This is a genomic window from Actinomadura macrotermitis (assembly GCF_009604375.1).
GTDB lineage: Bacteria > Actinomycetota > Actinomycetes > Streptosporangiales > Streptosporangiaceae > Spirillospora > Spirillospora macrotermitis.
Genome location: NZ_WEGH01000004.1, coordinates 715,634 through 734,991 on the forward strand (window position 1 = coordinate 715,634; position 19,358 = coordinate 734,991).

Consider the following 19,358-nt stretch of genomic DNA (forward strand, 5'->3'; position numbering starts at 1 on the left):
CCGAGCCGCCAGGGGACCGGGTTCACGCCTGGCCCTTGTCGCAGATGTCGTCGCTGGCCCGGGTCTCGCCCTGCAGATGCGGGATGCCGCCCGAGGCGTCCTTCAGCTGCGGGAAGCCCGCCCCGATGACGAGGTCCACGACGTCGGGCGCGCCGCCCTTGCGCGGTTTGACCGCGGCGCCCGGGACCAGCTTGGCGAGCTCCTCGGCCTGCTGCCGGGCGCCGCTGCCGTAGCGGATCTGGGTCGGCGCGGGACGGGTCAGGGTGCCGACCTTCACCACCGTGTAGCCGCGCGACTTCAGGGCCGCGGCGGTGGTGCGGGCCTGCCCGGCCGCCGCGGTGGCGTTGTAGACGCGCACCTTGCCCGGCGGCACCGTCGGCTTCGGCGCGGGCGCCGGGACGGTCCGGTCCTCGCGGACGGCCTCGAAGAACGGCGCGGCGGCCTCGGTCAGCTCCACCCGGTTGGCGTCGCGCGACCAGGGCCGGCTCGGGACGGTGACGAAGCGCAGCTTGCCGGCGGTGAGCCCGCGCATGCTCTGCGCGATCTTGAGCATGTCCCCCACCGACAGCGCCCTGTCGGTGGTCAGCGATTTGGCCGAGGCGCTCAGCAGCGCGTTCAGCCGGGCGGGGTTGGCGAGCACGCCGCCGCTCATCGCCTGGTTGGCCAGTGAGCCGAGGAACCGCTGCTGGCGCTTGATGCGCTGGGTGTCGCTGCCGTCGCCGAACCCCGTGCGGCTGCGCACGTAGGCGAGCGCGTCCTCGCCCTGCACCCGGTGCCGGCCCTGGGACATGTGCAGGCCGGACTTGCGGTCGTTCACGTCGTTGGGCAGGCAGACCCACACACCGCCGACGGCCTTGGTGATGCCCTTGAACCCGACGAAGTCGAGCTGGACGAAATGGTCGAGGTGGATGCCCGACAGCTTCTCGATCGTCTTCATCGTGCACGACGGCCCGGCCCGGCCGATCGCCTCGTTCAGCATCGCCAGCGTCGAGGAGGCCGACCTCGTGCCGTCCTCGCGGGTGCAGGAGGGGATCGGCGCCATCAGGTCGCGCGGGAAGGTGATCCCCATCGCCTGCCGGCCGCCCGGCGACAGGTGCAGGACGATCATCGTGTCGGACGCCGGGACCTTGTTGCGGTAGCCCCGCCCGTACTTGGCGTTCGCGCCCTTGCGGCTGTCGGAGCCGAGCATGAGGATGTTGAGCGCGCCGTTCAGCTTCTTCGGCCGGTCCTTGCCGAGGAGCCGGTCGGAGTCCTCGTGCCCGATGCTGCTCTGCAGGTTCCAGTAGTACCCGTACGCCGACAGGCTGCCGGTCACCAGCAGCGCGGCGACCGCGATGGCGAGCCAGGCGAGCGGTCCTTTCGGGCGCATCAGCGGCTTCCGCCGATGTGCCTGGCCAGCCGCTCGCGCTGGCGGGCGAGCGCGGCCGGCGACCGGGCCTCCAGGGCGCGGCCGAGGTCGCGCAGTAACTTCAGGATGTCCATGCGGAACGCCTCTTTCCGGGTGGCATGTCGGCTATGTATCGCCACATGCCACCCGGCGGGTTCACGCCAGGACCGGGATCCGTTCCAGCACCCCGCCCCGGAAGACGTCGTAGAGGCCGAGCGGCTCCAGATGGACGTAGCCGATGTGGCAGTCGCAGGCCGCCAGCGGGCAGGCGCGGGGCTTCAGTGCGGCGCGGAACGAACCGTCGTAGAGGTTGCCGAGGACCGCCGGGACGAAGTGGCAGCGCCGCACCGTCCCGTCGCCGTCCACCGACACGACGCTCTCCCCCGTCCGGCAGGGCAGGCCGGCGCTCGCGTGCGGACGGCGGCTGTAGGAGAACAGCGGGTCGAGCTCGGCCCAGGGCGCGGCCTCGGCGTCGGTGTAGGAGCGGCCCTCGGCGGCGTTGACCCACAGGTAGACGCCTGCGGGCAGGTCGGCCCGCAGGCGGCGCGCGGCGTCCAGGTGCTCGGGCTGCCCGACCACCCCGACACTGAACCGGACCCCGCGTTCGTGCAGGTCACGGCACTTTTCGAGGAACCTCTCGTGGGAGACCTGACCGGGATGGTAGGTCGTCCAGAGCGCGAGGGTGGCCAGGTCCGCCTCGGCCGTCCAGGCGGTGCGGTGGCTCAGGTTCGTCTGGATCGCGACGCGCTCGACATGCGGCAGGTGGCTCAGCCGGACGAGCGCGCGCCGGTACCAGGACCGGACGAGCCCCTCCCCCCACGGCGTGAACAGCACCGAGACCGGGTGCTCCTGCGCGGCGACCCAGCCTTCGAACCGCTCCAGCGCCGCCCGGTCGGCGCGCAGCTGCTCGGGGGTGTCGCGGCGCTTGGCGAACGGGCAGTAGGGGCAGTCGTAGTCGCAGCTGGCGAGCGGCCCCCGGTACAGGATCGTCAGGTGCTCCATCAGCGGGCCTCGTAGGCGTCCATGAGGGACTGTACGCGCGGGGAGAACAGCGCCGGGCCGATCGCGTCGGAGTAGGCGAGGCCCTCGGGGGTGAGGCGGAGGTGATCGCCCTCTTCCAGCCAGCCGTGCTCGCGGAAGGGCGCGAGGTCGAAGTCGTCGGCGGCGTCGGTGCCGAACCGGGCCCGGTAGCCGGCCCGGTCCAGGCCGGCGGCCTGCAGCAGCGACTGCAGGAGGTGGCGGCGGCGCCGCTCGTCGTCGTCCAGCCGGAACCCGACGCGGGCGGTGGCGAAGTCGCCGGCCCGGACGTAGTCGTCGATGATCGCGCGGACCTGGCTCGCGCCGACCGCGTACTCGAACGAGTAGTGCAGGTCGGCGGTGTAGGAGCGGGCGCCGCAGCCGAGGCCGACCATGCCGTCGGTCTGGCAGCAGTACTCGGTGCCGGTGGCGTCGCCCGGCAGCCGGAACATGCGCATGGAGACCTGCTCGTAGCCCTCGGCGAGCAGGTGGTCGCGGCCGATGCGGTACAGCTCCAGGCGGTGGTCGTCCCAGTCGTCGCGGCGGGCCAGGCCGGTCAGCGGCCGCTTGTACAGCGGGTAGAGGTAGAGCTCCTCGGGCTTCCAGGCGAGCGCGGCGTTCAGCGAGTACAGCCAGCTCTCGGGGGTCTGCCCGTCGATGCCGTAGATCAGGTCGATGTTCAGCACGGGGATCGCCGCCGCGCGGATGCGCTCCAGCGCCGCCTCCACCTCGGCGCGCTTCTGCGGCCGGATGGCCGCGCGGGCCTCGGCGTCGACGAAGCTCTGCACGCCGATGGAGATCCGGGTGGTGCCGCGCTCGGCCAGCACCGCGAGCCGGTCGGCGGTCGCGGTCGCCGGGGAGGTCTCCACGCCGAGCGGGATCGCGCCGACGCCCGCGATGTCGCAGAGCCGCGCCAGCTCGGCGGCGGTGAGGTAGGTCGGGGTGCCGCCGCCGAACGCGGCGGTGGCGAACGTCGCGTCGCCGAGCGCGCCGCGGACGGCGGCGGCCTGCCGCTCCAGCGCGTCCAGGTAGGCGCCGGTCAGCTCCTCGGGCGCGCCGGTGCGGGTGAACAGGTTGCAGAAGCCGCAGCGCATCTCGCAGAACGGGATGTGCAGGTAGAGGAAGAGGGCGTCCTTGGCCTCGCCGGCCCAGACCTCCTCCAGCTTCGGCTCGGGGTCCAGCGGCCGGTAGGCGGTCTTGTGCGGATAGGCGTAGACGTATCCCTGGTAGGGGCTGGTCATGGCAGCAGGAACTCCCCGTATGGAACGGTCCAGACGACCTCGTGGCCGATGCGGTGGCCGGTGTGGCCGTCCTCGCCGTAGGCGGTGCCGTGGTCGGAACAGACGATGACGAAGCAGGGGCGGCGCATCAGCGCGAACAGCCGCCCGATGTGGGCGTCGACGTGCTCGAGCGCGGCGGCGTGGCTGGCGCGGGTGTCGCCGTGCTCGCGGGTGGCGCCCTCCAGGTGGAACCAGTTGGGCTGGTGCAGCGCGGCGACGTTGAGCAGCAGGAACAGCCGCCTGTCTTCCGGCAGCCGGGCGACGATCTCGGCGACGCGGTCGATCTGGTTCGGCAGCGACGCCGGGTCGGTCACCCCGAACTCCGGTTCCCAGTGGCTCTCGGCGAACAGCGACGGCAGCGCCGAGCCGAGCGCCGTCCGGTTGTTGAAGAAGCCGACGCCGCCGACGCAGGCGGTGTGGTAGCCGGCGTCCGCGAGGCCGGTGGGCAGGTCGGCGGCGTCGAACGTCCAGGTGCCTTCGGCGGTCGTCTCGCTGCCGGGGAACGCCGCCGCGAACAGCCGCGGGTGCGGGCCCGGCTCGGCCGGCGTCGGCAGGAAACCGGCCAGGATCGCGGCGTGCGCGGCGTAGGTGAAGCTGCCGGGCGTGTGCCGCCTCTCCCAGCGGCCGCCGGGCAGCAGCGCGGCCAGGTTCGGGGTCCGGCCGGACGCCGCCAGCTCCTCGGCGACGTCGTGGCGCAGGGTGTCCAGGGTCACCAGCAGCACGTCGTGGCTGCCGATGATCTCGTTCATGTCATGCATGCTCTGACCTGTGCGGTGTAGGTGTCGATCCCCTCGGCGGGTCCGCCGGGGAAGCCGGTGAGGCCGGGCAGCAGGTCGCCGAACGCGTTGACCTCGCCGACCGCGAACCGCCGCCAGCCGACGCCGATCAGCAGGTCGACGCCGACCATCAGGCTGCCGGGGAAGCACGCGGCCGCCCGCGCGCACACGTCCAGGGCGCGGTGCCAGCCGTCCTCGCCGAGGGCGCCGCGGACGGCGGCGAGGTCGCCGCGGGTGCCGCCGAGGTGCAGGTTCGTCATCGGTGAGGCGCTCGTCCGCACCACGGCGTGGGTCGGCTCGCCCTTGACCACCACGACGCGCAGGTCCAGCGCCCGGCCGCCCGGCGAGGCCTTCGGCAGCCACCGCTCCACGTGCAGGCCGTCGGGGGCGAGCGCGTCGATCAGCTCGGCGACCTCCCGCTCGGTCTCGTAGGAGCGCACCCGCAGCGAGTTGTGGAAGCCGTCCGGGCCGCGCGCCGCCGAGGTCACCGCCTTGATCCGGCCGGGCGCCGTCTGCAGCGCGACGACACCGGACGCCGACGAGCCGTGCGCGGGCTTGACGAACACCCGCCGCTCCCCCGTCTCCGCCATCCGCTTCCGCAGCTCGTCATAACCCCCCACCTGTGGCAACGCGGGCGGGACGGGTACCCCGGCGGCCTCCAGCCGGGCGTGGCAGCGGCGCTTGTCGAACATGACGGCGATGTCGTCCACGTCGTGTGTGGACCGCACCCGCGGCAGCCGCCGGAGCGCGCCGGTGAACGCGGCGTACCAGGCGGCGCCGCCGCCGACCCGCGCGGGGTCGCCGGGACCGCGCAGCAGCTCGTCGGCCTCGCGGTCCTCACCGGGCGAGTCGATCCGCAGCACCGAGCCGGGCGCGACGGCCACCTCGGCGCCGCGCAGCACGCCGGCCCAGCCGATCACGCGGGGCTCGGCGAGGCCGGCGGACCGGCAGGCGGCGGCGAACAGCCCCACCCGCCGGTCCCCCGGCGCGCCGACGACGGTGAACCTCATTCGGGCACCATCACATAGGCGCCGAGGTTGTCCTGCCATTCGTCAGCGGGAGAGACCATCACGAGCCGCCCATCGTCCACATCCGTTTCGACGCCGGGCAACGCGGTGCGCAGCCGCTCGACCATCGCATCGGTGAGGAAGTGGTGGTGCAGGTCGAGCCGGCGCAGATGCGCCGGTGGCTGACCGGACAGCAGCGCCTCGGCACCGGTGTCGGTCAACACGCCCATGGCCAGGCTGAGCGACTCCAGCCGCGCCACGACCGGCGCATTCGCCACGGCCGCTGCGATCTCGTCCTGGAACTCGCTGTTCTCCAGCCCGAGGTGCCGCAGTGCCGGGAACCGCTCACCGCTGAGTATCGGCGCGAGGTCGGACACGGTGGCGTCGCCGCCGGAGAACGCGGCGCCGAGCCACAGGTCCAGGTGCTCCAGGTTCGGCAGGTCACTCGCCGCGACCACGTCGACCAGCTCGCCGGGCAGGCCGCTGGACTCGATCCGCAGTCGCCGCAGGAGCCCGCTGGCGAGCGGCTCGAACCACAGGCCGCGCGTGCCCCGGATCTCCAACGTTTCCAGTTGCGAGAGCTCCTGGAGGAGGAGGGTGAGGTCAGTGTGTTCGATCCACGAGATCGTGTCTTCTTCGTAGCTCACATCGCCGATGAACAGGGCCCGCAGCGAGGGGAACCGCTCACGGGCCTGCAGAAGCAGGTCCACCGGGTGGCTCCCGTCGATCGGACAGGCCCAGTAACCGAGGACCAGCGCGGACACCCGTGCGGTGTCGACGCGCTCCAGGAAACGCTCGAAGACCTCGGCCCAGCCAGGACCACCCAGTTCGGTTCTGATCCGCCAGGCCACCTCGGCGGCGTCGGGTAGATCGTCCGCAAGCGTCCCAGGGCCGAAGTCGGCGACGGGCAGGTCCGCGAACACCGTCAGATGCTCCCCGTCTGTCATTCGGTCACCATCACATAGAACCCGCGCTCTTCCCCGCCGTACTGCGGGTCGGAGAGGTCGACCTCGGTGGCGGGCAGCGCGGCGCGCAGCCGTTCCGCCATCGTGTCGGTCAGGAAGTGGTGGTGCAGATCGAGGCGGCGCAGGTGGGTGAGGGGCTGCCCGGACAGCAGCGCCTCGGCGCCGCGGTCAGACAGCACGCCCATGGCCAGGCTGAGCGACTCCAACCGTGCCACGACCGGGGCACCCGCCACCGCCGTCGCGATCTCGTCCTGGAACTCGCTGTTCTCCAGCCCGAGATGGCGCAGCGCCGGGAACCGGTCGCCGGCCAGGAACGGCGCGAAGTCGGCCAGTTCGGTGGTGCAGCCGTAGTCCTCGTCGCCGAGCCACAGGTCCAGGTGCTCCAGGTTCGGCAGGTCGCTCGCGGCCACCGCCCGGACGACCTCGCCGGGCAGGCCGCCCGTCTCGAACCGCAGCCGCCGCAGCACGCTACCGGCGACCGGTTCGAATTCGAGCCCGGAACCGCCGCGCGCCTCCAGCACCTCCAGCCGTGGAAAGGCGGCGACGAGCGGAGTGAGGTCGCCCTGGTTGATCCAGGAGATCTCGAACTCCTCGCCGGTGATGTCCCCGGCGAACACCGCCCGCAGCGCGGGGAACCGGTCAGCGGCCTCGACCAGCAGCCCGGCAGGGCAGGTGCCGCTCCAGAAGCCGAGGATCAGCGCGGTCACCCGTTCGGTGTCGACACAGTCCAGGAAGTCTTCGAAGACGTCCTCCCACGACGGGTCGACGTAGTGGGAGCGCACGCGCCAGGCGACGGCGGCGGCGTCCGGCAGGGACTCGGTGTCGGTCTCGGTGTCGAAGTCGAAGACCGGCAAGTCGGCGAACTCCGTGAGGTGGTGCCCGACGCTCATTCCGACACCGCCACGAAAGCCCAGGGATCTTCCTCCCAGGAGTTCCTGACGTGGGCGTACTCGAGCTGCGGCGCCCCGGCGTCCACCTCCACGCCCGGCAGCGCGGCGCGCAGCCGCGCCACCGCCTCCTCGGTCATGACGTGGTGGTGCACGTCCAGCCTGCGCAGATGAGTGAGCGGCTGCCCGGACAGCAGCGCCTCGGCGCCCCGGTCGGACAGCACGCCCAGCGCCAGGCTGAGCGACTCCAGCCGCGCTACGACCGGCGCACCCGCCACCGCCGCCGCGATCTCGTCCTGCATGGGGCTGTTCTCCAGCCCGAGGTGGCGCAGCGCCGGAAAGCGCTCGCCGCCGAGGAACGGCGCGAGATCGGCGACGGTGGCGTCGCCGCCGTACTCCGCGACGCCCAGCCACAGGTCCAGATGCTCCAGGTTCGGCAGATCGCTCGCGGCCACTGCCTGGACGACCCCGCGCGGCAGGCCACCCGTCTCGAAGCGCAGCCGCCGCAGCGCGGTGCTCGCCACCGGTTCGAGGCGCAGGCCCACGCTGCCCCGCACCTCCAGGCGCTCCAGCAGCGGGAACGCGCCGACGACCGGGGTGAGGTCGCGGTGCTGGAGCCAGGAGACCTCCGACTCCTCCGTCGCGACGTCCCCGACGAACAACGCCCGCAGGTCCGGGAACCGGTCGCGGGCCTGGACGAGCGCCTCCACCGGGTAGACGGCGTCGGGCTCGTCCAGGTCGCCCCAGTGGCCGGCGATCAGGGCCGTCACCCGCTCGGCGCCGACGTGCTCCAGGAAGCGGCCGAAGACCTCCTCCCACCAGGGCTCGTCGAACCCGGCCCGGATCCGCCAGGCCACCGCGGCGGCGTCCGGCGGCAGGTCCGGGCCGGTCTCGGGACCGAAGTCGAAGACCGGCAGGCCCGCGAACTCCGTGAGGTGACCGCCTACGGTCACTCCGACACCTCGATGAAGCGCCAGTCTCCGTCCGCCTTGTTCTGGTCGTCCAGGTCGACCTCGACGCCCGGCAGCGCGGCGCGGACCCGCTCCATCATCGCGTCGGTCAGGAAGTGGTGGTGCAGGTCGAGGCGGCGCAGGTGGGTGAGGGGCTGCCCCGACAGCAGCGCCTCGGCGCCGGCGTCGGTCAGCACGCCCATGGCCAGGCTGAGCGACTCCAGCCGCGCCACGACCGGCGCGCCCGCCACCGCCGCCGCGATCTCGTCCTGCAGTTCGCTGTTCTCCAGCCCGAGATGGCGCAGCGTGGGCAGCCGCTCACCGCTGAGGAACGGCGCGAGGTCGGCGACGGTGGCGTCGCCGCCGTAGTTCTCGGTGCCGAGCCACAGGTCCAGGTGCTCCAGGTTCGGCAGGTCGCTCGCGGCCACCGCCCGGACGATCTCGCCGGGCAGGCCGCCGCTCTCGAACCGCAGCGTCTTCAGCCGCCCGCTCTTCACCGGGTCGAGCCGCATGTCCTGCGAGCCGCGCACGTCGAACCGCTCCAGCCCGGGGAACGCCGCGAACAGCGGGGTGATGTCGGTGTGCTCGATCCAGGAGACCTCCGACTCCTCCATGACGATGTCACCGAGGAACAGCGACCGCAGGTTCGGGAACCGGTCCGCCGCGGCGGTCAGCAGCGCGACCGGGTCGCCGGTCTCCTGGTCGTAGGACGCGCCCCAGTAGCCGATGAGCAGCGCGGTGATCTGCTCGGTGTCGACGGCCTCCAGGAACCGGGCGAAGACCTCGTCGAACGGCGCCTCGTCGAACATGGTCAGCACCCGCCAGGCGTGCCCGGCGGCGGACGGCAGCTCGGCGCCGTCCTCGGTCTCGCAGTCGAAGATCGCCACCGGCAGCCCGGCGTACTCCTCGAGGTGCGCGTTCACAGTCATCGGAAGGGGGTCCTTTCGGATCATCGGTCGGCCCCTGTCCTATCAGGAGCGGCCGACAACCCGGGACCGCTTGCCCCAACACGAGCGAAACGTCAGAGGCGGTCGATCTCCGTGAGGTCGATGTCGATGTCGAACGGCACGGTCAGCTTCAGCCGGTCATGGTGGATGCCCACCAGCCCGTACTGGCCGGTGGCCGGGTCGAGCTCGTAGACGCAGACCATGGGACGGCCGTCGACGTTCTCGACCCGCCAGAAATGTCGGATACCAGCCTTGGCGTAGAGCTGCGGCTTGCGCTCGCGGTCCCGCTCCTCCGAATCCGGCGAGACGACCTCGACCGCCAGGACCACATCTTCCGGCTGGAAGTTGGTCTGCGCGGGGGTAGTGACCGCTTCCGCTCTTAGGAGCAGGATGTCCGGTTCAGGGCGCTGCCTTTTAGCGAGCGTGACCGTCATCTCCCGCCGCACTCGCAGCGTCTCCGGTGCTGAGCGACGCAGCCCGTTCACAAGAACGTCCATCACCACCGTGTGGAAACTGGCCTGGGGACTCACGAAGACGAGCGTGCCATCAATGAGCTCGGTGTGAGCGGGCAACTGCGGAAGGCGATCGAGATCCTCTGCGGTGAACCCGCCCTCTGGAGGTATGAGCCATGAAGGCACACCTGAGCGTCCTTCGGGCATGGACCGCTCGAACGCATGCGGCTCCGGCATGGGCTCTGCCGTCATGCTGGCCTCCAGGCGAGATGCTCCACGGTGCACGTACTTACCTAGTACTTCGGAGGCTACCAACCGCAGTCTTCCGATCGCTTCCGATCGCTTCCTCTGGATTCCCTCCGAGAGGAATCCAGAGGAAACAGAAGGCTTCCGGGGCGGCCGCACCGCCCCGGAAGCCTTCTTGAGGTCGAATCAGGAGGAAGCGGAGGGCAGGACCGAGCCCTGGTACTTGTCCTGGATGAACTTCTTCACCTCGGGGCCCTGCAGGAGCTTGACGAGCTTCTGGACGCGCGGGTCGTCCTTCTTGCCCGGCAGGGTGACCAGGCCGTTGGCGTAGGGGTTGCCCTCGGCCTTCTCCAGCGCGAGGGCGTCCTTGGCCGGGGTGAGGCCGGTCTTCAGGGCGTAGTTGCCGTTGATGACCGACAGGTCGACCTCGTCCAGGGAGCGGGGCAGCTGGGCCGGCTTCAGGGCCTTGAACTTCAGGCCCTTGGGGTTGGCGGCGATGTCCTTCTCGGTGGCCGAGGTCGGCGCGCCCGGCTTGAGGGTGATCAGGCCGTTGTCGGCGAGCAGCTTCAGGCCGCGGCCCTGGTTGGCCGGGTCGTTGGAGATCGCGACGGTGGCGCCCTGCGGCACCGCCTTCAGGTCCTTCAGCTTCTTGGAGTACACGCCCAGCGGCTCCAGGTGGACCGGCGCGACGAAGGTCAGCTTCTTGCCCTTGGCCTTCTCGAACTCCTGCATGAACGGCACGTGCTGGAAGTAGTTCGCCTGGACCTGGTTCTCGACCAGGGCGGTGTTGGGCTGGACGTAGTCGTCGAACTCGACGATCTCCAGCTTCAGCCCCGCCTTGGCGGCCAGGTTGTCCTTGACGTACTTGAGGATCTCCCCGTGCGGAACGGGGTTGACCGCGACCTTCAGCGGGCCGTCGGACTTGTCGGAGGCGTCGGAGGAGCCGCAGGCGGTGAGGCCGGCGAGCAGTCCGACGGAGGCCAGCGCGATGGTGATCTTACGGAGCACGAAGAGTGCCTTTCTGGGCGTGTTACTTGTGGGTGAGGCGCCGGGTGACCAGGTCACCGAGCATCTGGATCAGTTGGACGAGGACGATGAGCACCACCACGGTGGCGATCATGACCTTGGTCTCGAAGCGTTCGTAGCCGTAGCTGATGGCCAGGTAGCCGAGGCCGCCGCCGCCGACCGTGCCCGCCATCGCGGTGTAGCCGACGAGCGCGATGACGGTGACGGTGAGGCCCGACACCAGGCCGGGCCGGGCCTCGCGCAGCAGCACCTTGACGACGAGCTCGCGCCGGGAGGCGCCCATCGCGCGGGCCGCGGCGAGGACGCCGGGGTCGACCTCGCGCAGCGCGGCCTCGACCAGGCGGGCGTAGAAGGGGATCGCGCCGATGGTGAGCGGCACGATCATGGCGGTGTTGCCGTAGGAGGTGCCGCCGGTCACCAGCTTGGTGAACGGGATCAGCGCGATCATCAGGATCAGGAACGGCAGCGAGCGGCCGACGTTGACGATCACGCCGAGCACCTTGTTCAGGGGGCGCAGCGGGGTGAGGCCGCCGCGGTCGGTGAGCACCAGCAGCACCCCGACCAGCAGCCCGAACACCCCGGCGAGGGCCGAGGACACGCCGGTCATCAGCAGCGTCTCGCCGGTCGCCTTCTGCAGCAGGGGCCAGATCTCGTCCCAGGTCATCGGGCCGCCTCCACTTCGCTGCGGCCGTGCACCTCGACGGTCAGGCCGGCGTCGCGCAGGTGCGCCAGCTGGGCCGCGTTCGTCTCGGGGTCGCCGGGCAGCTCGACGCGCAGCCGGCCGACGCGGGTGCCGCCGACCTCCTCGACGGCGCCGCCGAGGATGTTGACGTCGATGGCGTAGGTGCGGGCGAGCGACGACACGAACGGCCGGTCGGCGCTGTCGCCCTCGAACGTCACGTCCGCCACGGTGGTGCCGGGCCGCGGGTCGGGCGCCGGCAGCGGGAACAGGTCGCGGGCGAGCTCGGAGCCGGGCCGCAGCAGCAGGTCGCGGACGGGCCCCGACTCCACGAAGCGGCCGTCGCGCATGATCGCGGCGCCGTCGCAGATGCGCTTGACCACGTCCATCTCGTGGGTGATCAGCAGCACGGTGAGGCCGAGCCGCCGGTTCAGGTCGCGCAGCAGCTCCAGGATGGAGGCCGTCGTCTCGGGGTCGAGCGCGGAGGTCGCCTCGTCCGACAGCAGCACCTTCGGCCGGCCGGCGAGGGCGCGGGCGATGCCGACGCGCTGCTTCTGCCCGCCGGAGATCTGCGCCGGGTAGGCGCGGGCGTGGTCGGTGAGCCCGACCAGGTCCAGCAGCTCGGCGACGCGGGCGGCGCGCTCGCCGCGCGGCACCCCCATGACCTCCAGCGGGAACGCCACGTTGCCGGCGACGGTGCGGCTGGACAGCAGCCCGAAGTGCTGGTGGATCATCCCGATCCGCTGCCGGGCCCGGCGCAGCTCGCCGCCGGACAGCGCGAGCAGGTCCTGCCCGTCCACCTCGATCCGCCCCGAGTCGGGGCGTTCCAGCAGGTTGACGCAGCGCAGCAGGGTGCTCTTGCCGGCCCCGCTGCGGCCGAGGACGCCGAAGATCTCGCCCTCGCCGACGGTGAGGTCGACGTCGTCGACGGCGGTCACGGCGCGCCCGCGGGAGCGGTAGACCTTCCGAAGTTTGTCTATCTGAATCACAGGGAATCATCCGTGCCGATATCGCCGCCGGTCGGGCGGCACGAGGTGGTGGAGCAGGACGCGGAGCGGCCGGGTACGGCCTAGGAGAGGCCGGGCGGGTAGGGCGCGTGGCCGAGAAGGTGACGCTGGAAGTACATGTGTGCGCGGCTCGTTCTAACGACAGGTCGCTCGCTTCGGGGCGCGAGGCTCAGCTGCGGGGGCCCTCAGCGGTCACACATTCGACGACAGCGCACGCGGCCCGGCACCCGCACGGTCTGCGGGCGGCACGAGGGGCACGGGCGTACGCTGGTCATGGTCATCAGTTAACCCGCAGATGGCAAATGTCGTCAAATCGGCGCAGTGTCATGACCTGCCGGTATACCGCACGCTCAGCGAGCCGGAGCCGGTGTGCACGTCGATCTCACCGGGCGCCGCCGGGTCGTTCAGGGCCGGATCGACCTCCCGGTCGCCGCTGCTGACGGCGGCCCGCAGCCGGTAGCGGGTGGCGTCCGGCACCGCGATGGTCACCGGGCCCGAGCCCGTCCGGGCCCGCACCAGCCGGGGCCGCGCCGTGAAGGCCAGGTCCACCGTGCCCGAGCCGACCTGGGCGTCCACCTCGGGCGAGGCGAGCCCCTCGGCGTGCACCTCGCCCGAGCCGCCCTTGAAGACGATCGGTCCCCGGTTGCCCAGCGTGTTCAGGCTGCCGCTGTTGGTGTGCATCTCCAGCGCGCCGCTCAGGCCGGCCGCCATCACGCCCCCGGAGGTGGAGGTGGCGGTGACCTTGGCGCCCGGCGGGACCGTCAGGTCCAGGTCGGCGCCGCAGCCGAGGGCCGCCGGGAACCGGGACGGCCCGTCGCACGACACCTTGATCCACAGCACCGTGCCCGACCAGAACGTGCGGACCGAGGGCCGGATGAACGTCCAGCTCAGCCGCTGCCGCAGCCGCGGCCGGCCGCCCTCCCCCACGCGCAGCCCGGCGGCGCCGACGTCCACCCGCACCTCCGAGACCGGCCGGTCGATGGGAACGACGGCCTTGGCCGTCCGCTGCAGCGCCGTCCCGGTGAACTCCAGCATCAGCGGCACGGCGATCACCAGCGCCGTCAGGGCCGCCAGCGCGGTCCAGGGGCCCTTGCGGCGGGGCCGGCCCATGGCAGCGGGGTCGGCGTGCTCGGCGATGTCGGTCATGTCTCCCCGTCCAGGAAGCGCAGCACCGCGAGCACCCTGCGGTGGTCGCCCTCGGCATGCGGCAGGTCGAGCTTGGCGAAGATGCTGTTGATGTGCTTGGCGACCGCGCTCTCGCTCACGACGAGCGCGCCCGCGATGCCGGCGTTGGAGCGTCCCTCCGCCATCAGCGCGAGCACCTCGCGCTCGCGCGGGGTGAGCCGTTCCAGCGGGTCGCTGTGCCGGCGGAGCAGCAGCTGTGACACCACCTCGGGGTCGAGCGCGGTACCGCCGGCCGCGACCCGGCGGAGCGCCTCCAGGAACGCCGACACGTCGGCGACCCGGTCCTTCAGCAGGTATCCGATGCCGCTGGTGTGGGCCGACAGCAGGTCGGCGGCGTAGCGCTCCTCGACGTACTGCGACAGCAGCAGCACCGACACCCGCGGCCACTGCTGGCGGATCACCAGCGCGGCGCGCACGCCCTCGTCGGTGTAGCCGGGCGGCATCCGCACGTCCACGATGGCGGCGTCCGGCTCGTGCGCGGCGACGGCGGCCAGCAGCCCGTCGGCCTCGCCGACCGCCGCGGCGACCTCGAAGCCGGAGGTCTCCAGCAGCTTGATCAGCCCGGCTCGCAGCAGGACCGAGTCCTCGGCGATCACAATGCGCACGGCAACTCCACGGTGAGGGTGGTCGGGCCCCCGGCGGGGCTGGTGATCCGGAACGTACCGTCGACCGAGCGGACCCGCCGCGCCAGCCCCGTCAGGCCGGTGCCGCCGGCGGGGTCGGCGCCGCCCACGCCGTCGTCGGCGATCGTCAGGTGCAGGGTGGCGCCGCGCCGCACCACCGCCACGTCCACCACCGAGGCGCGGGCGTGCTTGACGACGTTGGTGAGCGCCTCCGACACCACGAAGTAGGCGACCGCCTCGACCGTGGACGACGCCCGCTCGGGCACCCGCACCGACAGCCTGACCTGCACCGGGACGCGGGCGGCGATGCCCGACAGCGCGGCGTCCAGGCCGCGGTCCTCCAGCACCGCCGGGTGCAGGCCGCGGATCAGGTCGCGCAGCTCGGTGAGCGCCTCCTTGGCCTCCTCGTGCGCCTCGATGATCACCTGCATGGCCTCGTCCGGGACGCCGGTCAGCGTCTCGCGGGCCAGGCCGAGGTTCAGCGCGAGCGAGACCAGCCGCTGCTGGGCGCCGTCGTGCAGGTCGCGCTCGATGCGGCGGCGCTCCAGGTCGGCGGCGTCCACCACCTCGGCGCGCTTCTCGGCCAGGTCCTCGACCCGGCGTGCCAGCTCCGCCTCGCGGTCGGGCGCGAGCAGCCGCCCGGCCGAGCGGACGTCCAGCCGCCGGACGGCGGCCGCCACCCACGGCGCGGCCAGCAGCAGCACGACGCCGAGCGCGGTCAGCACGCCGAGGCGGACGGCGTGCCAGGTGAGGCTGAGCGCGCTGGAGGCGGGCAGCGCCCACGCGTAGGCGTTCAGGGAGACCAGCGCGAGCCCGCCGAGCCAGCAGAGCAGCGCCGCGATCGCGCCGAGCGCCAGCAGCGGGCCGGTGAGCATGTGGTAGCGCACCTCGCGCCACAGGTCCTCCGAGCGCAGCGCGCGCAGCGGGCCGAGGACCGGGCCGCCGGGCCGCTCGGGCAGCTCGGCGAGGTCGGCCCCGAGCATGGCCCACAGCCGCTCGCGGTGCGCGCGGGTCGCCGGGCGGACGAGCAGCAGCACCGCGAACAGCGGCGCCAGCAGGAAGATCGCGATGGGGGTCGCGTCGACCGGCACCCACAGCGCCCACGGCGCGCAGACGATCGCCCAGCCGGCCAGCTGCAGCGGCACCCCCGAGCCGATGAACGCGGTGTCGCGCCAAGCGGCCGGTGACCACGGAGCGTGGGCCAGGGCCCGGCCGAGAGGGGAGCTGGATGCCATGGATGAACCGTATTGCCCCAGATGAGCGGCTGCCATCCACCGGGCTACAGGGCGCGGGGTGCACCTAGTGCCACCCCCACTCGGATAGCGGCGTTACTGAAAGTCGCGGCCCGCCCGGCCAGGCTCGGAGCAGGCCCGGAACACCGGGCGTTCGACGGCGAGGAGGTCCCCCCATGGTCACCATCGTGAGCCCCGGTCACACCTACCGGGTCCGCCCGGCCCGGAGCGGGCGGCGCTGGATCGGCTGGGGCCTGACCGCGGCGGGTGCGTCCATGGTGCCGTGGGTGTTCACGCTGGCCGCGCAACTGCCGTCCAGCACCCAGGTGTCGAACTGGTCCGCCGCCTGGATCGGCCTGGACCTGATGCTGGCCGCCGGGCTGGCGGGCACCGGCTTGTTGTTCGCCCGGCGCGACGCGCGGCACGGTCTGACCGCCGCCGCGACCGCCGCGCTGCTGGTCATGGACGCCTGGTTCGACGTGCTGATGTCCCCGGCGGGCGGCGAGCGGGCCCTCGCCCTGGCGCTGGCCGCGGGCGCCGAACTACCGCTCGCGGCGGCCTGCGCCGTGCTGGCCGCGCGGGCCTTCGCCCCCGGCTCCGTCCACCCCGCGTCCACCTGATCGAAATCCACCCGAAATGACCACGCCGAACATGTTTAAAGCTCCTATCCCTGACCTTTACAGTGAATGCGCCCTCCAGGCCCTTCCTGGTGAGCCCTCCACCAGCGCTCGATCACGAGGTCCCTTATATGAACGAGGAAAAGGCGACCGAGGCATGCCTGCGGTTCCTGCGGGACGGGCTGCCCGCCGCCGCCGGCGAGGACATGTCCGGCGCGTTCCCGCTCGCCCTTGACGTGGACGGCGACATCGCGGTCGTCACCCTGCTGGTCGCCGAGGACGGCGGCCTCCCCGACGAGATGTCCGTCGAGGGCTACACCTTCCACCGCCGCAACGGCGAGTGGATGGCGCTCGGCGGCGGGGGCGGCTCCGCCCCCGCCGACCCGCTGACCCGCCGCCCGGCCGCCGAGCTCGGCCGGCACCTGCGGCGCTACGGCGGCGGCCGGACCGTGCGCAACGGCGACCGGCTGCTGCCCTGGGGCGCCAAGTACGTCAGCCAGGCGCGGCTGCGCGCCGCGGCCGAGGTCGTCCGGCTGCGGGTCGGCAAGCGGCTGCTGGACGTCCCCGAGCACGGCCACGCCGCGGTGGTGTGGGGGGCGCGGCGCGGCCCGGTCATCGAGGCCCTGGACGCCGAGGGCGCGGTACTGGACAAGATCGACTTGAGCTAGCCCGGAGGCGGCGAGCGGGGATATTTGACCGATCGTTCTAGATCGGCTTATGATCTTGCCATGGCACGGACCAAGGAGTTCGATCCCGACGCGGCCCTGCAGCGCGCCCTGGAGCTGTTCTGGGCGCGGGGCTACGCCGCGACCTCCATGGCCGACCTCGTGGCGCACCTGGGCATCGCGCGGGCGAGCATCTACGCCACCTTCGGCGGCAAGCACGACCTGTACCTGAAGGCGCTCGACCGCTACACGCAGCTCACCGATCCCGCGATCATGGAGGCGCTGTCGCGGCCGGGGCCGGTGCTTCCGGCGGTGCGGGCGCTGGTCGAGCGCTACGCCGCCGAGTCGGCGGACGACGAGCGGCGGCGCGGCTGCATGGTGGTCAACAGCGCCGTCGAGCTGGCCGCCGCCGACGGCGCGGCGGCGCGCCGGGTCGAGGCGAGCTGGACCGTGCTGGAGACGGCGCTGGCCTCGGCGCTCACCCGCGCCAAGGCACAGGGCGAGCTGGCCGCGGACAAGGACCCGCGCGCGCTCGCGCGCTTCCTGCTGGTGCTGTTCCAGGGGATGCGGGTGCTCGGCCGCGCGCCGGCCGACCCCGGCCGCCTGCGCGACGCCGCGGCGCAGGCCCTCGCCCTGCTCGGCTGACCTCCCGCGTCCTGGTGGGCGCGGGCCTTTTTCGGCCCTGATATTAGATCGATCATTCTCGAATAGGAGTCCCCTCATGTCCGCTCGCTTCACCGGCAAGGTCGTTCTCGTCACCGGTGGGTCCGCCGGGATCGGGCGGGCCACCGCGCTCGCCTTCGCCCGGGAGGGCGCCACCGTCGTCATCGCCGGGCGCGACGAGGCGCGCCTCGTCGCCGCCGTCAAGGAGATCGAGGCCGCCGGCGGGGCGGCGGACCACGTCGTCGCCGACGTGTCCGACGCCGCGGACGCCGCCGGCATGGTGGCCACGACGGTGCGGCGCCATGGCGGCCTGCACGTGGCGTTCAACAACGCCGGCGTCCTCGGCGAGGTCGCGCCCGTCGCCGACCTTGCCGAGGACGCCTGGGCCGCGGTCATCGCGACCAACCTGACCGGGGTGTTCCTCTCGATGAAGCACGAGATCGCGCACATGCGCGCGCACGGCGGGGGCGCCATCGTCAACGTCGCGTCCAACATCGGCGCGCACGACCGCCGGCCCGGCCTCGGCGCCTACGCCGCGTCCAAGGCGGGCGTCAGCGCGCTCACCCGGACCGCGGCCCTGGAGGCCATCGGCGACGGCGTCCGCATCAACGCGATCAGCCCCGGCGCGACCGACACCACCATGAGCCTCCGGCCGGGCGAGACCCGGGCGGAACGCGACGCCCGCATCGGCGCGGTCACCCCGGCGGGCCGGGTCGGCGGCACCGGGGAGGTCGCCGCCGCCGCGCTGTGGCTGGCCTCGGCCGAGGCGGGCTACCTCGTCGGCCACGACATGGTGATCGACGGCGGCGCCACCGCATGATCCTGGACGCGATTTGATTACTTTGCGTCACTGACCATAACCCCACGTGTTACTTTGCCGTCCAGGACATGCGGACGACGGGAGGAGGTGGCCGCGTGGGGTGGCGAACCCGGCTCTCCGGCAACCCGTTCGGCACCATGGTCGCGGTGACGGCGATCCTGCTCGGCGGGCTGGGAATGGTCGTCGGCGACCGGGTCAGCCAGGGGATGACCAACAGCCTGGCCGGGCACGCGAACGTGATCGCCCACCTGTGGGGCGCCATGTTCGCGGCCGGCGGGGCCATGAAGCTGTACGGCCTGTACGCCCAGCGGTTCCTGCTGGAGCTGCCCGGCCTGTACCTGGTGACCGGCGGCTACGCGTTCTACTGCCTGACGGTGCTGACCGGCCTGCGCACGCACGGCCTGGCCGCCGGGGTGATGTCGGGGGCGCTCACCGTCGGCTGCGTGATCAAGGGGCGGGCCATCACCGCGCGCGCCCGCCGGATGCGCCGCGAGGAGCCCGGGCCGCCCCCGGAGCCGGCGCCCGAGCCGGTGCCGGTGCGGCGGGTGCCCGAGCCGCGCGGCGGTGAGCGCTCATGAGCAGCGCCGACATCGTGGTGTCGGTCGCGCAGGTCGCGGCGGGCGGCACCATCGTGCAGGCGCTGGTGGCGGTGATGCGCCGCCGCAGCGAGCTGCGGCAACTGGACCGGCAGACCGAGTCGGTCGCGGTGGACACCGCCGACCAGCTCGTCACCATGCTGCGCCGCGAGCTGCTGGACGCCAAGGAGGAGATCTCCGGGCTGAAGCAGGACCGCGCGTCGCTGGTCCAGCAGATCGAGCTGCTCAGCCGGCAGGTGTCCACCGCCAGCGCCGACCTGGCGGTGGCCCGCGCCGACCTCGCGCGCACCCGCGGCGGCGCCGACAAGCCGCTCTAGGGCGTGTTCCCGGA

Annotated in this window: 22 protein-coding genes; 6 read left to right on the top strand and 16 right to left on the bottom strand. The window is 72.6% G+C overall.

Annotation, left to right across the window (positions count from 1 at the left end; all coding sequences use genetic code 11):
* Positions 1-22: 22 nt before the first annotated feature.
* The 16 genes from ACRB68_RS31900 to ACRB68_RS31975 all read right to left on the bottom strand — a co-directional run bounded on the left by ACRB68_RS31900 (position 23) and on the right by ACRB68_RS31975 (position 15,669).
* Entirely contained in the window at positions 23-1,369 is a 1,347-nt protein-coding gene (locus tag ACRB68_RS31900) for an LCP family protein (protein WP_153538993.1), read from the bottom strand.
* 174 nt (positions 1,370-1,543) lie between these two features.
* On the bottom strand, positions 1,544-2,389 hold the full coding sequence (locus ACRB68_RS31905; RefSeq protein WP_153538995.1) for an STM4011 family radical SAM protein: 846 nt from the start codon (positions 2,387-2,389) through the stop codon (positions 1,544-1,546).
* A complete protein-coding gene (locus ACRB68_RS31910) occupies positions 2,389-3,645 on the bottom strand; it encodes an STM4012 family radical SAM protein (protein WP_153538997.1) in 1,257 nt (418 codons plus the stop codon). The genes ACRB68_RS31905 and ACRB68_RS31910 overlap by 1 nt, the downstream gene beginning before the upstream one ends.
* On the bottom strand, positions 3,642-4,442 hold the full coding sequence (locus ACRB68_RS31915; RefSeq protein ID WP_153538999.1) for an STM4013/SEN3800 family hydrolase: 801 nt from the start codon (positions 4,440-4,442) through the stop codon (positions 3,642-3,644). Before ACRB68_RS31915 ends, ACRB68_RS31910 begins: the two co-directional genes overlap by 4 nt.
* Entirely contained in the window at positions 4,430-5,470 is a 1,041-nt protein-coding gene (locus tag ACRB68_RS31920) for an STM4014 family protein (RefSeq protein WP_153539001.1), read from the bottom strand. The genes ACRB68_RS31915 and ACRB68_RS31920 overlap by 13 nt, the downstream gene beginning before the upstream one ends.
* On the bottom strand, positions 5,467-6,414 hold the full coding sequence (locus tag ACRB68_RS31925; protein ID WP_194293530.1) for an STM4015 family protein: 948 nt from the start codon (positions 6,412-6,414) through the stop codon (positions 5,467-5,469). The genes ACRB68_RS31920 and ACRB68_RS31925 overlap by 4 nt, the downstream gene beginning before the upstream one ends.
* On the bottom strand, positions 6,411-7,322 hold the full coding sequence (locus ACRB68_RS31930) for an STM4015 family protein (protein WP_153539003.1): 912 nt from the start codon (positions 7,320-7,322) through the stop codon (positions 6,411-6,413). Before ACRB68_RS31930 ends, ACRB68_RS31925 begins: the two co-directional genes overlap by 4 nt.
* Positions 7,319-8,272, bottom strand: coding sequence for an STM4015 family protein (locus tag ACRB68_RS31935; protein WP_328595040.1), 954 nt, complete (start codon positions 8,270-8,272; stop codon positions 7,319-7,321). Before ACRB68_RS31935 ends, ACRB68_RS31930 begins: the two co-directional genes overlap by 4 nt.
* The gene (locus ACRB68_RS31940; protein WP_153539005.1) at positions 8,269-9,198 is read right to left on the bottom strand and encodes an STM4015 family protein; all 930 of its coding nucleotides are present in this window, start codon (positions 9,196-9,198) and stop codon (positions 8,269-8,271) included. The genes ACRB68_RS31935 and ACRB68_RS31940 overlap by 4 nt, the downstream gene beginning before the upstream one ends.
* A 92-nt stretch (positions 9,199-9,290) precedes the next feature.
* Complete coding sequence (locus ACRB68_RS31945; protein ID WP_235960638.1) at positions 9,291-9,905, bottom strand: Uma2 family endonuclease; 615 nt, start codon at positions 9,903-9,905, stop codon at positions 9,291-9,293.
* A 195-nt stretch (positions 9,906-10,100) separates the two neighbouring features.
* Positions 10,101-10,922: a MetQ/NlpA family ABC transporter substrate-binding protein gene (locus tag ACRB68_RS31950; RefSeq protein WP_328595041.1), complete on the bottom strand. Its 822-nt coding sequence runs from the start codon at positions 10,920-10,922 to the stop codon at positions 10,101-10,103.
* Between the two features lie 22 nt (positions 10,923-10,944).
* Entirely contained in the window at positions 10,945-11,604 is a 660-nt protein-coding gene (locus tag ACRB68_RS31955) for a methionine ABC transporter permease (RefSeq protein ID WP_153539009.1), read from the bottom strand.
* Complete coding sequence (locus tag ACRB68_RS31960; RefSeq protein WP_328595042.1) at positions 11,601-12,608, bottom strand: methionine ABC transporter ATP-binding protein; 1,008 nt, start codon at positions 12,606-12,608, stop codon at positions 11,601-11,603. The genes ACRB68_RS31955 and ACRB68_RS31960 overlap by 4 nt, the downstream gene beginning before the upstream one ends.
* A gap of 342 nt (positions 12,609-12,950) precedes the next feature.
* Positions 12,951-13,772 (bottom strand): DUF4097 family beta strand repeat-containing protein, encoded by an 822-nt coding sequence (locus tag ACRB68_RS31965; protein WP_153539011.1) that lies wholly within the window; start codon positions 13,770-13,772, stop codon positions 12,951-12,953.
* Positions 13,769-14,416 (bottom strand): response regulator transcription factor, encoded by a 648-nt coding sequence (locus tag ACRB68_RS31970; RefSeq protein WP_328595043.1) that lies wholly within the window; start codon positions 14,414-14,416, stop codon positions 13,769-13,771. The genes ACRB68_RS31965 and ACRB68_RS31970 overlap by 4 nt, the downstream gene beginning before the upstream one ends.
* Positions 14,404-15,669, bottom strand: a complete 1,266-nt coding sequence (locus tag ACRB68_RS31975; RefSeq protein WP_153539013.1) for a sensor histidine kinase — start codon at positions 15,667-15,669, stop codon at positions 14,404-14,406. The genes ACRB68_RS31970 and ACRB68_RS31975 overlap by 13 nt, the downstream gene beginning before the upstream one ends.
* Positions 15,670-15,842: 173 nt before the next feature.
* Between ACRB68_RS31975 and ACRB68_RS31980 the strand changes: the two genes are divergently transcribed.
* The 6 genes from ACRB68_RS31980 (at position 15,843) to ACRB68_RS32005 (ending at position 19,344) form a co-directional block, all read left to right on the top strand.
* Positions 15,843-16,286: a hypothetical protein gene (locus tag ACRB68_RS31980; RefSeq protein WP_207709882.1), complete on the top strand. Its 444-nt coding sequence runs from the start codon at positions 15,843-15,845 to the stop codon at positions 16,284-16,286.
* Between the two features lie 128 nt (positions 16,287-16,414).
* Positions 16,415-16,951 (top strand): hypothetical protein, encoded by a 537-nt coding sequence (locus tag ACRB68_RS31985; protein ID WP_153539015.1) that lies wholly within the window; start codon positions 16,415-16,417, stop codon positions 16,949-16,951.
* A 60-nt stretch (positions 16,952-17,011) separates the two neighbouring features.
* Positions 17,012-17,593 carry a TetR/AcrR family transcriptional regulator gene (locus ACRB68_RS31990; protein WP_153539017.1) on the top strand — a complete coding sequence of 194 codons (582 nt, stop codon included), beginning with the start codon at positions 17,012-17,014 and terminating at the stop codon, positions 17,591-17,593.
* A 76-nt stretch (positions 17,594-17,669) separates the two neighbouring features.
* On the top strand, positions 17,670-18,431 hold the full coding sequence (locus ACRB68_RS31995) for an SDR family NAD(P)-dependent oxidoreductase (protein ID WP_153539019.1): 762 nt from the start codon (positions 17,670-17,672) through the stop codon (positions 18,429-18,431).
* A gap of 95 nt (positions 18,432-18,526) precedes the next feature.
* Positions 18,527-19,009, top strand: a complete 483-nt coding sequence (locus tag ACRB68_RS32000) for a hypothetical protein (RefSeq protein ID WP_153539020.1) — start codon at positions 18,527-18,529, stop codon at positions 19,007-19,009.
* The gene (locus ACRB68_RS32005; protein WP_153539022.1) at positions 19,006-19,344 is read left to right on the top strand and encodes a hypothetical protein; all 339 of its coding nucleotides are present in this window, start codon (positions 19,006-19,008) and stop codon (positions 19,342-19,344) included. Before ACRB68_RS32000 ends, ACRB68_RS32005 begins: the two co-directional genes overlap by 4 nt.
* Positions 19,345-19,358 lie beyond the last annotated feature (14 nt).

Bases quoted from the DNA above. Each gene is read 5' to 3' on its own strand.
- ACRB68_RS31945 (WP_235960638.1), bottom strand. From the start codon at position 9,905: ATGCCGGAGCCGCATGCGTTCGAGCGGTCCATGCCCGAAGGACGCTCA.
- ACRB68_RS31910 (WP_153538997.1), bottom strand. From the start codon at position 3,645: ATGACCAGCCCCTACCAGGGATACGTCTACGCCTATCCGCACAAGACC.
- ACRB68_RS31965 (WP_153539011.1), bottom strand. From the start codon at position 13,772: ATGACCGACATCGCCGAGCACGCCGACCCCGCTGCCATGGGCCGGCCC.
- ACRB68_RS31925 (WP_194293530.1), bottom strand. From the start codon at position 6,414: ATGACAGACGGGGAGCATCTGACGGTGTTCGCGGACCTGCCCGTCGCC.
- ACRB68_RS31905 (WP_153538995.1), bottom strand. From the start codon at position 2,389: ATGGAGCACCTGACGATCCTGTACCGGGGGCCGCTCGCCAGCTGCGAC.
- ACRB68_RS31990 (WP_153539017.1), top strand. From the start codon at position 17,012: ATGGCACGGACCAAGGAGTTCGATCCCGACGCGGCCCTGCAGCGCGCC.
- ACRB68_RS31930 (WP_153539003.1), bottom strand. From the start codon at position 7,322: ATGAGCGTCGGGCACCACCTCACGGAGTTCGCCGACTTGCCGGTCTTC.
- ACRB68_RS31975 (WP_153539013.1), bottom strand. From the start codon at position 15,669: ATGGCATCCAGCTCCCCTCTCGGCCGGGCCCTGGCCCACGCTCCGTGG.
- ACRB68_RS31995 (WP_153539019.1), top strand. From the start codon at position 17,670: ATGTCCGCTCGCTTCACCGGCAAGGTCGTTCTCGTCACCGGTGGGTCC.
- ACRB68_RS31915 (WP_153538999.1), bottom strand. From the start codon at position 4,442: ATGCATGACATGAACGAGATCATCGGCAGCCACGACGTGCTGCTGGTG.
- ACRB68_RS31940 (WP_153539005.1), bottom strand. From the start codon at position 9,198: ATGACTGTGAACGCGCACCTCGAGGAGTACGCCGGGCTGCCGGTGGCG.
- ACRB68_RS31955 (WP_153539009.1), bottom strand. From the start codon at position 11,604: ATGACCTGGGACGAGATCTGGCCCCTGCTGCAGAAGGCGACCGGCGAG.
- ACRB68_RS31900 (WP_153538993.1), bottom strand. From the start codon at position 1,369: ATGCGCCCGAAAGGACCGCTCGCCTGGCTCGCCATCGCGGTCGCCGCG.
- ACRB68_RS31980 (WP_207709882.1), top strand. From the start codon at position 15,843: ATGGTCACCATCGTGAGCCCCGGTCACACCTACCGGGTCCGCCCGGCC.
- ACRB68_RS32005 (WP_153539022.1), top strand. From the start codon at position 19,006: ATGAGCAGCGCCGACATCGTGGTGTCGGTCGCGCAGGTCGCGGCGGGC.
- ACRB68_RS31985 (WP_153539015.1), top strand. From the start codon at position 16,415: ATGAACGAGGAAAAGGCGACCGAGGCATGCCTGCGGTTCCTGCGGGAC.
- ACRB68_RS31920 (WP_153539001.1), bottom strand. From the start codon at position 5,470: ATGAGGTTCACCGTCGTCGGCGCGCCGGGGGACCGGCGGGTGGGGCTG.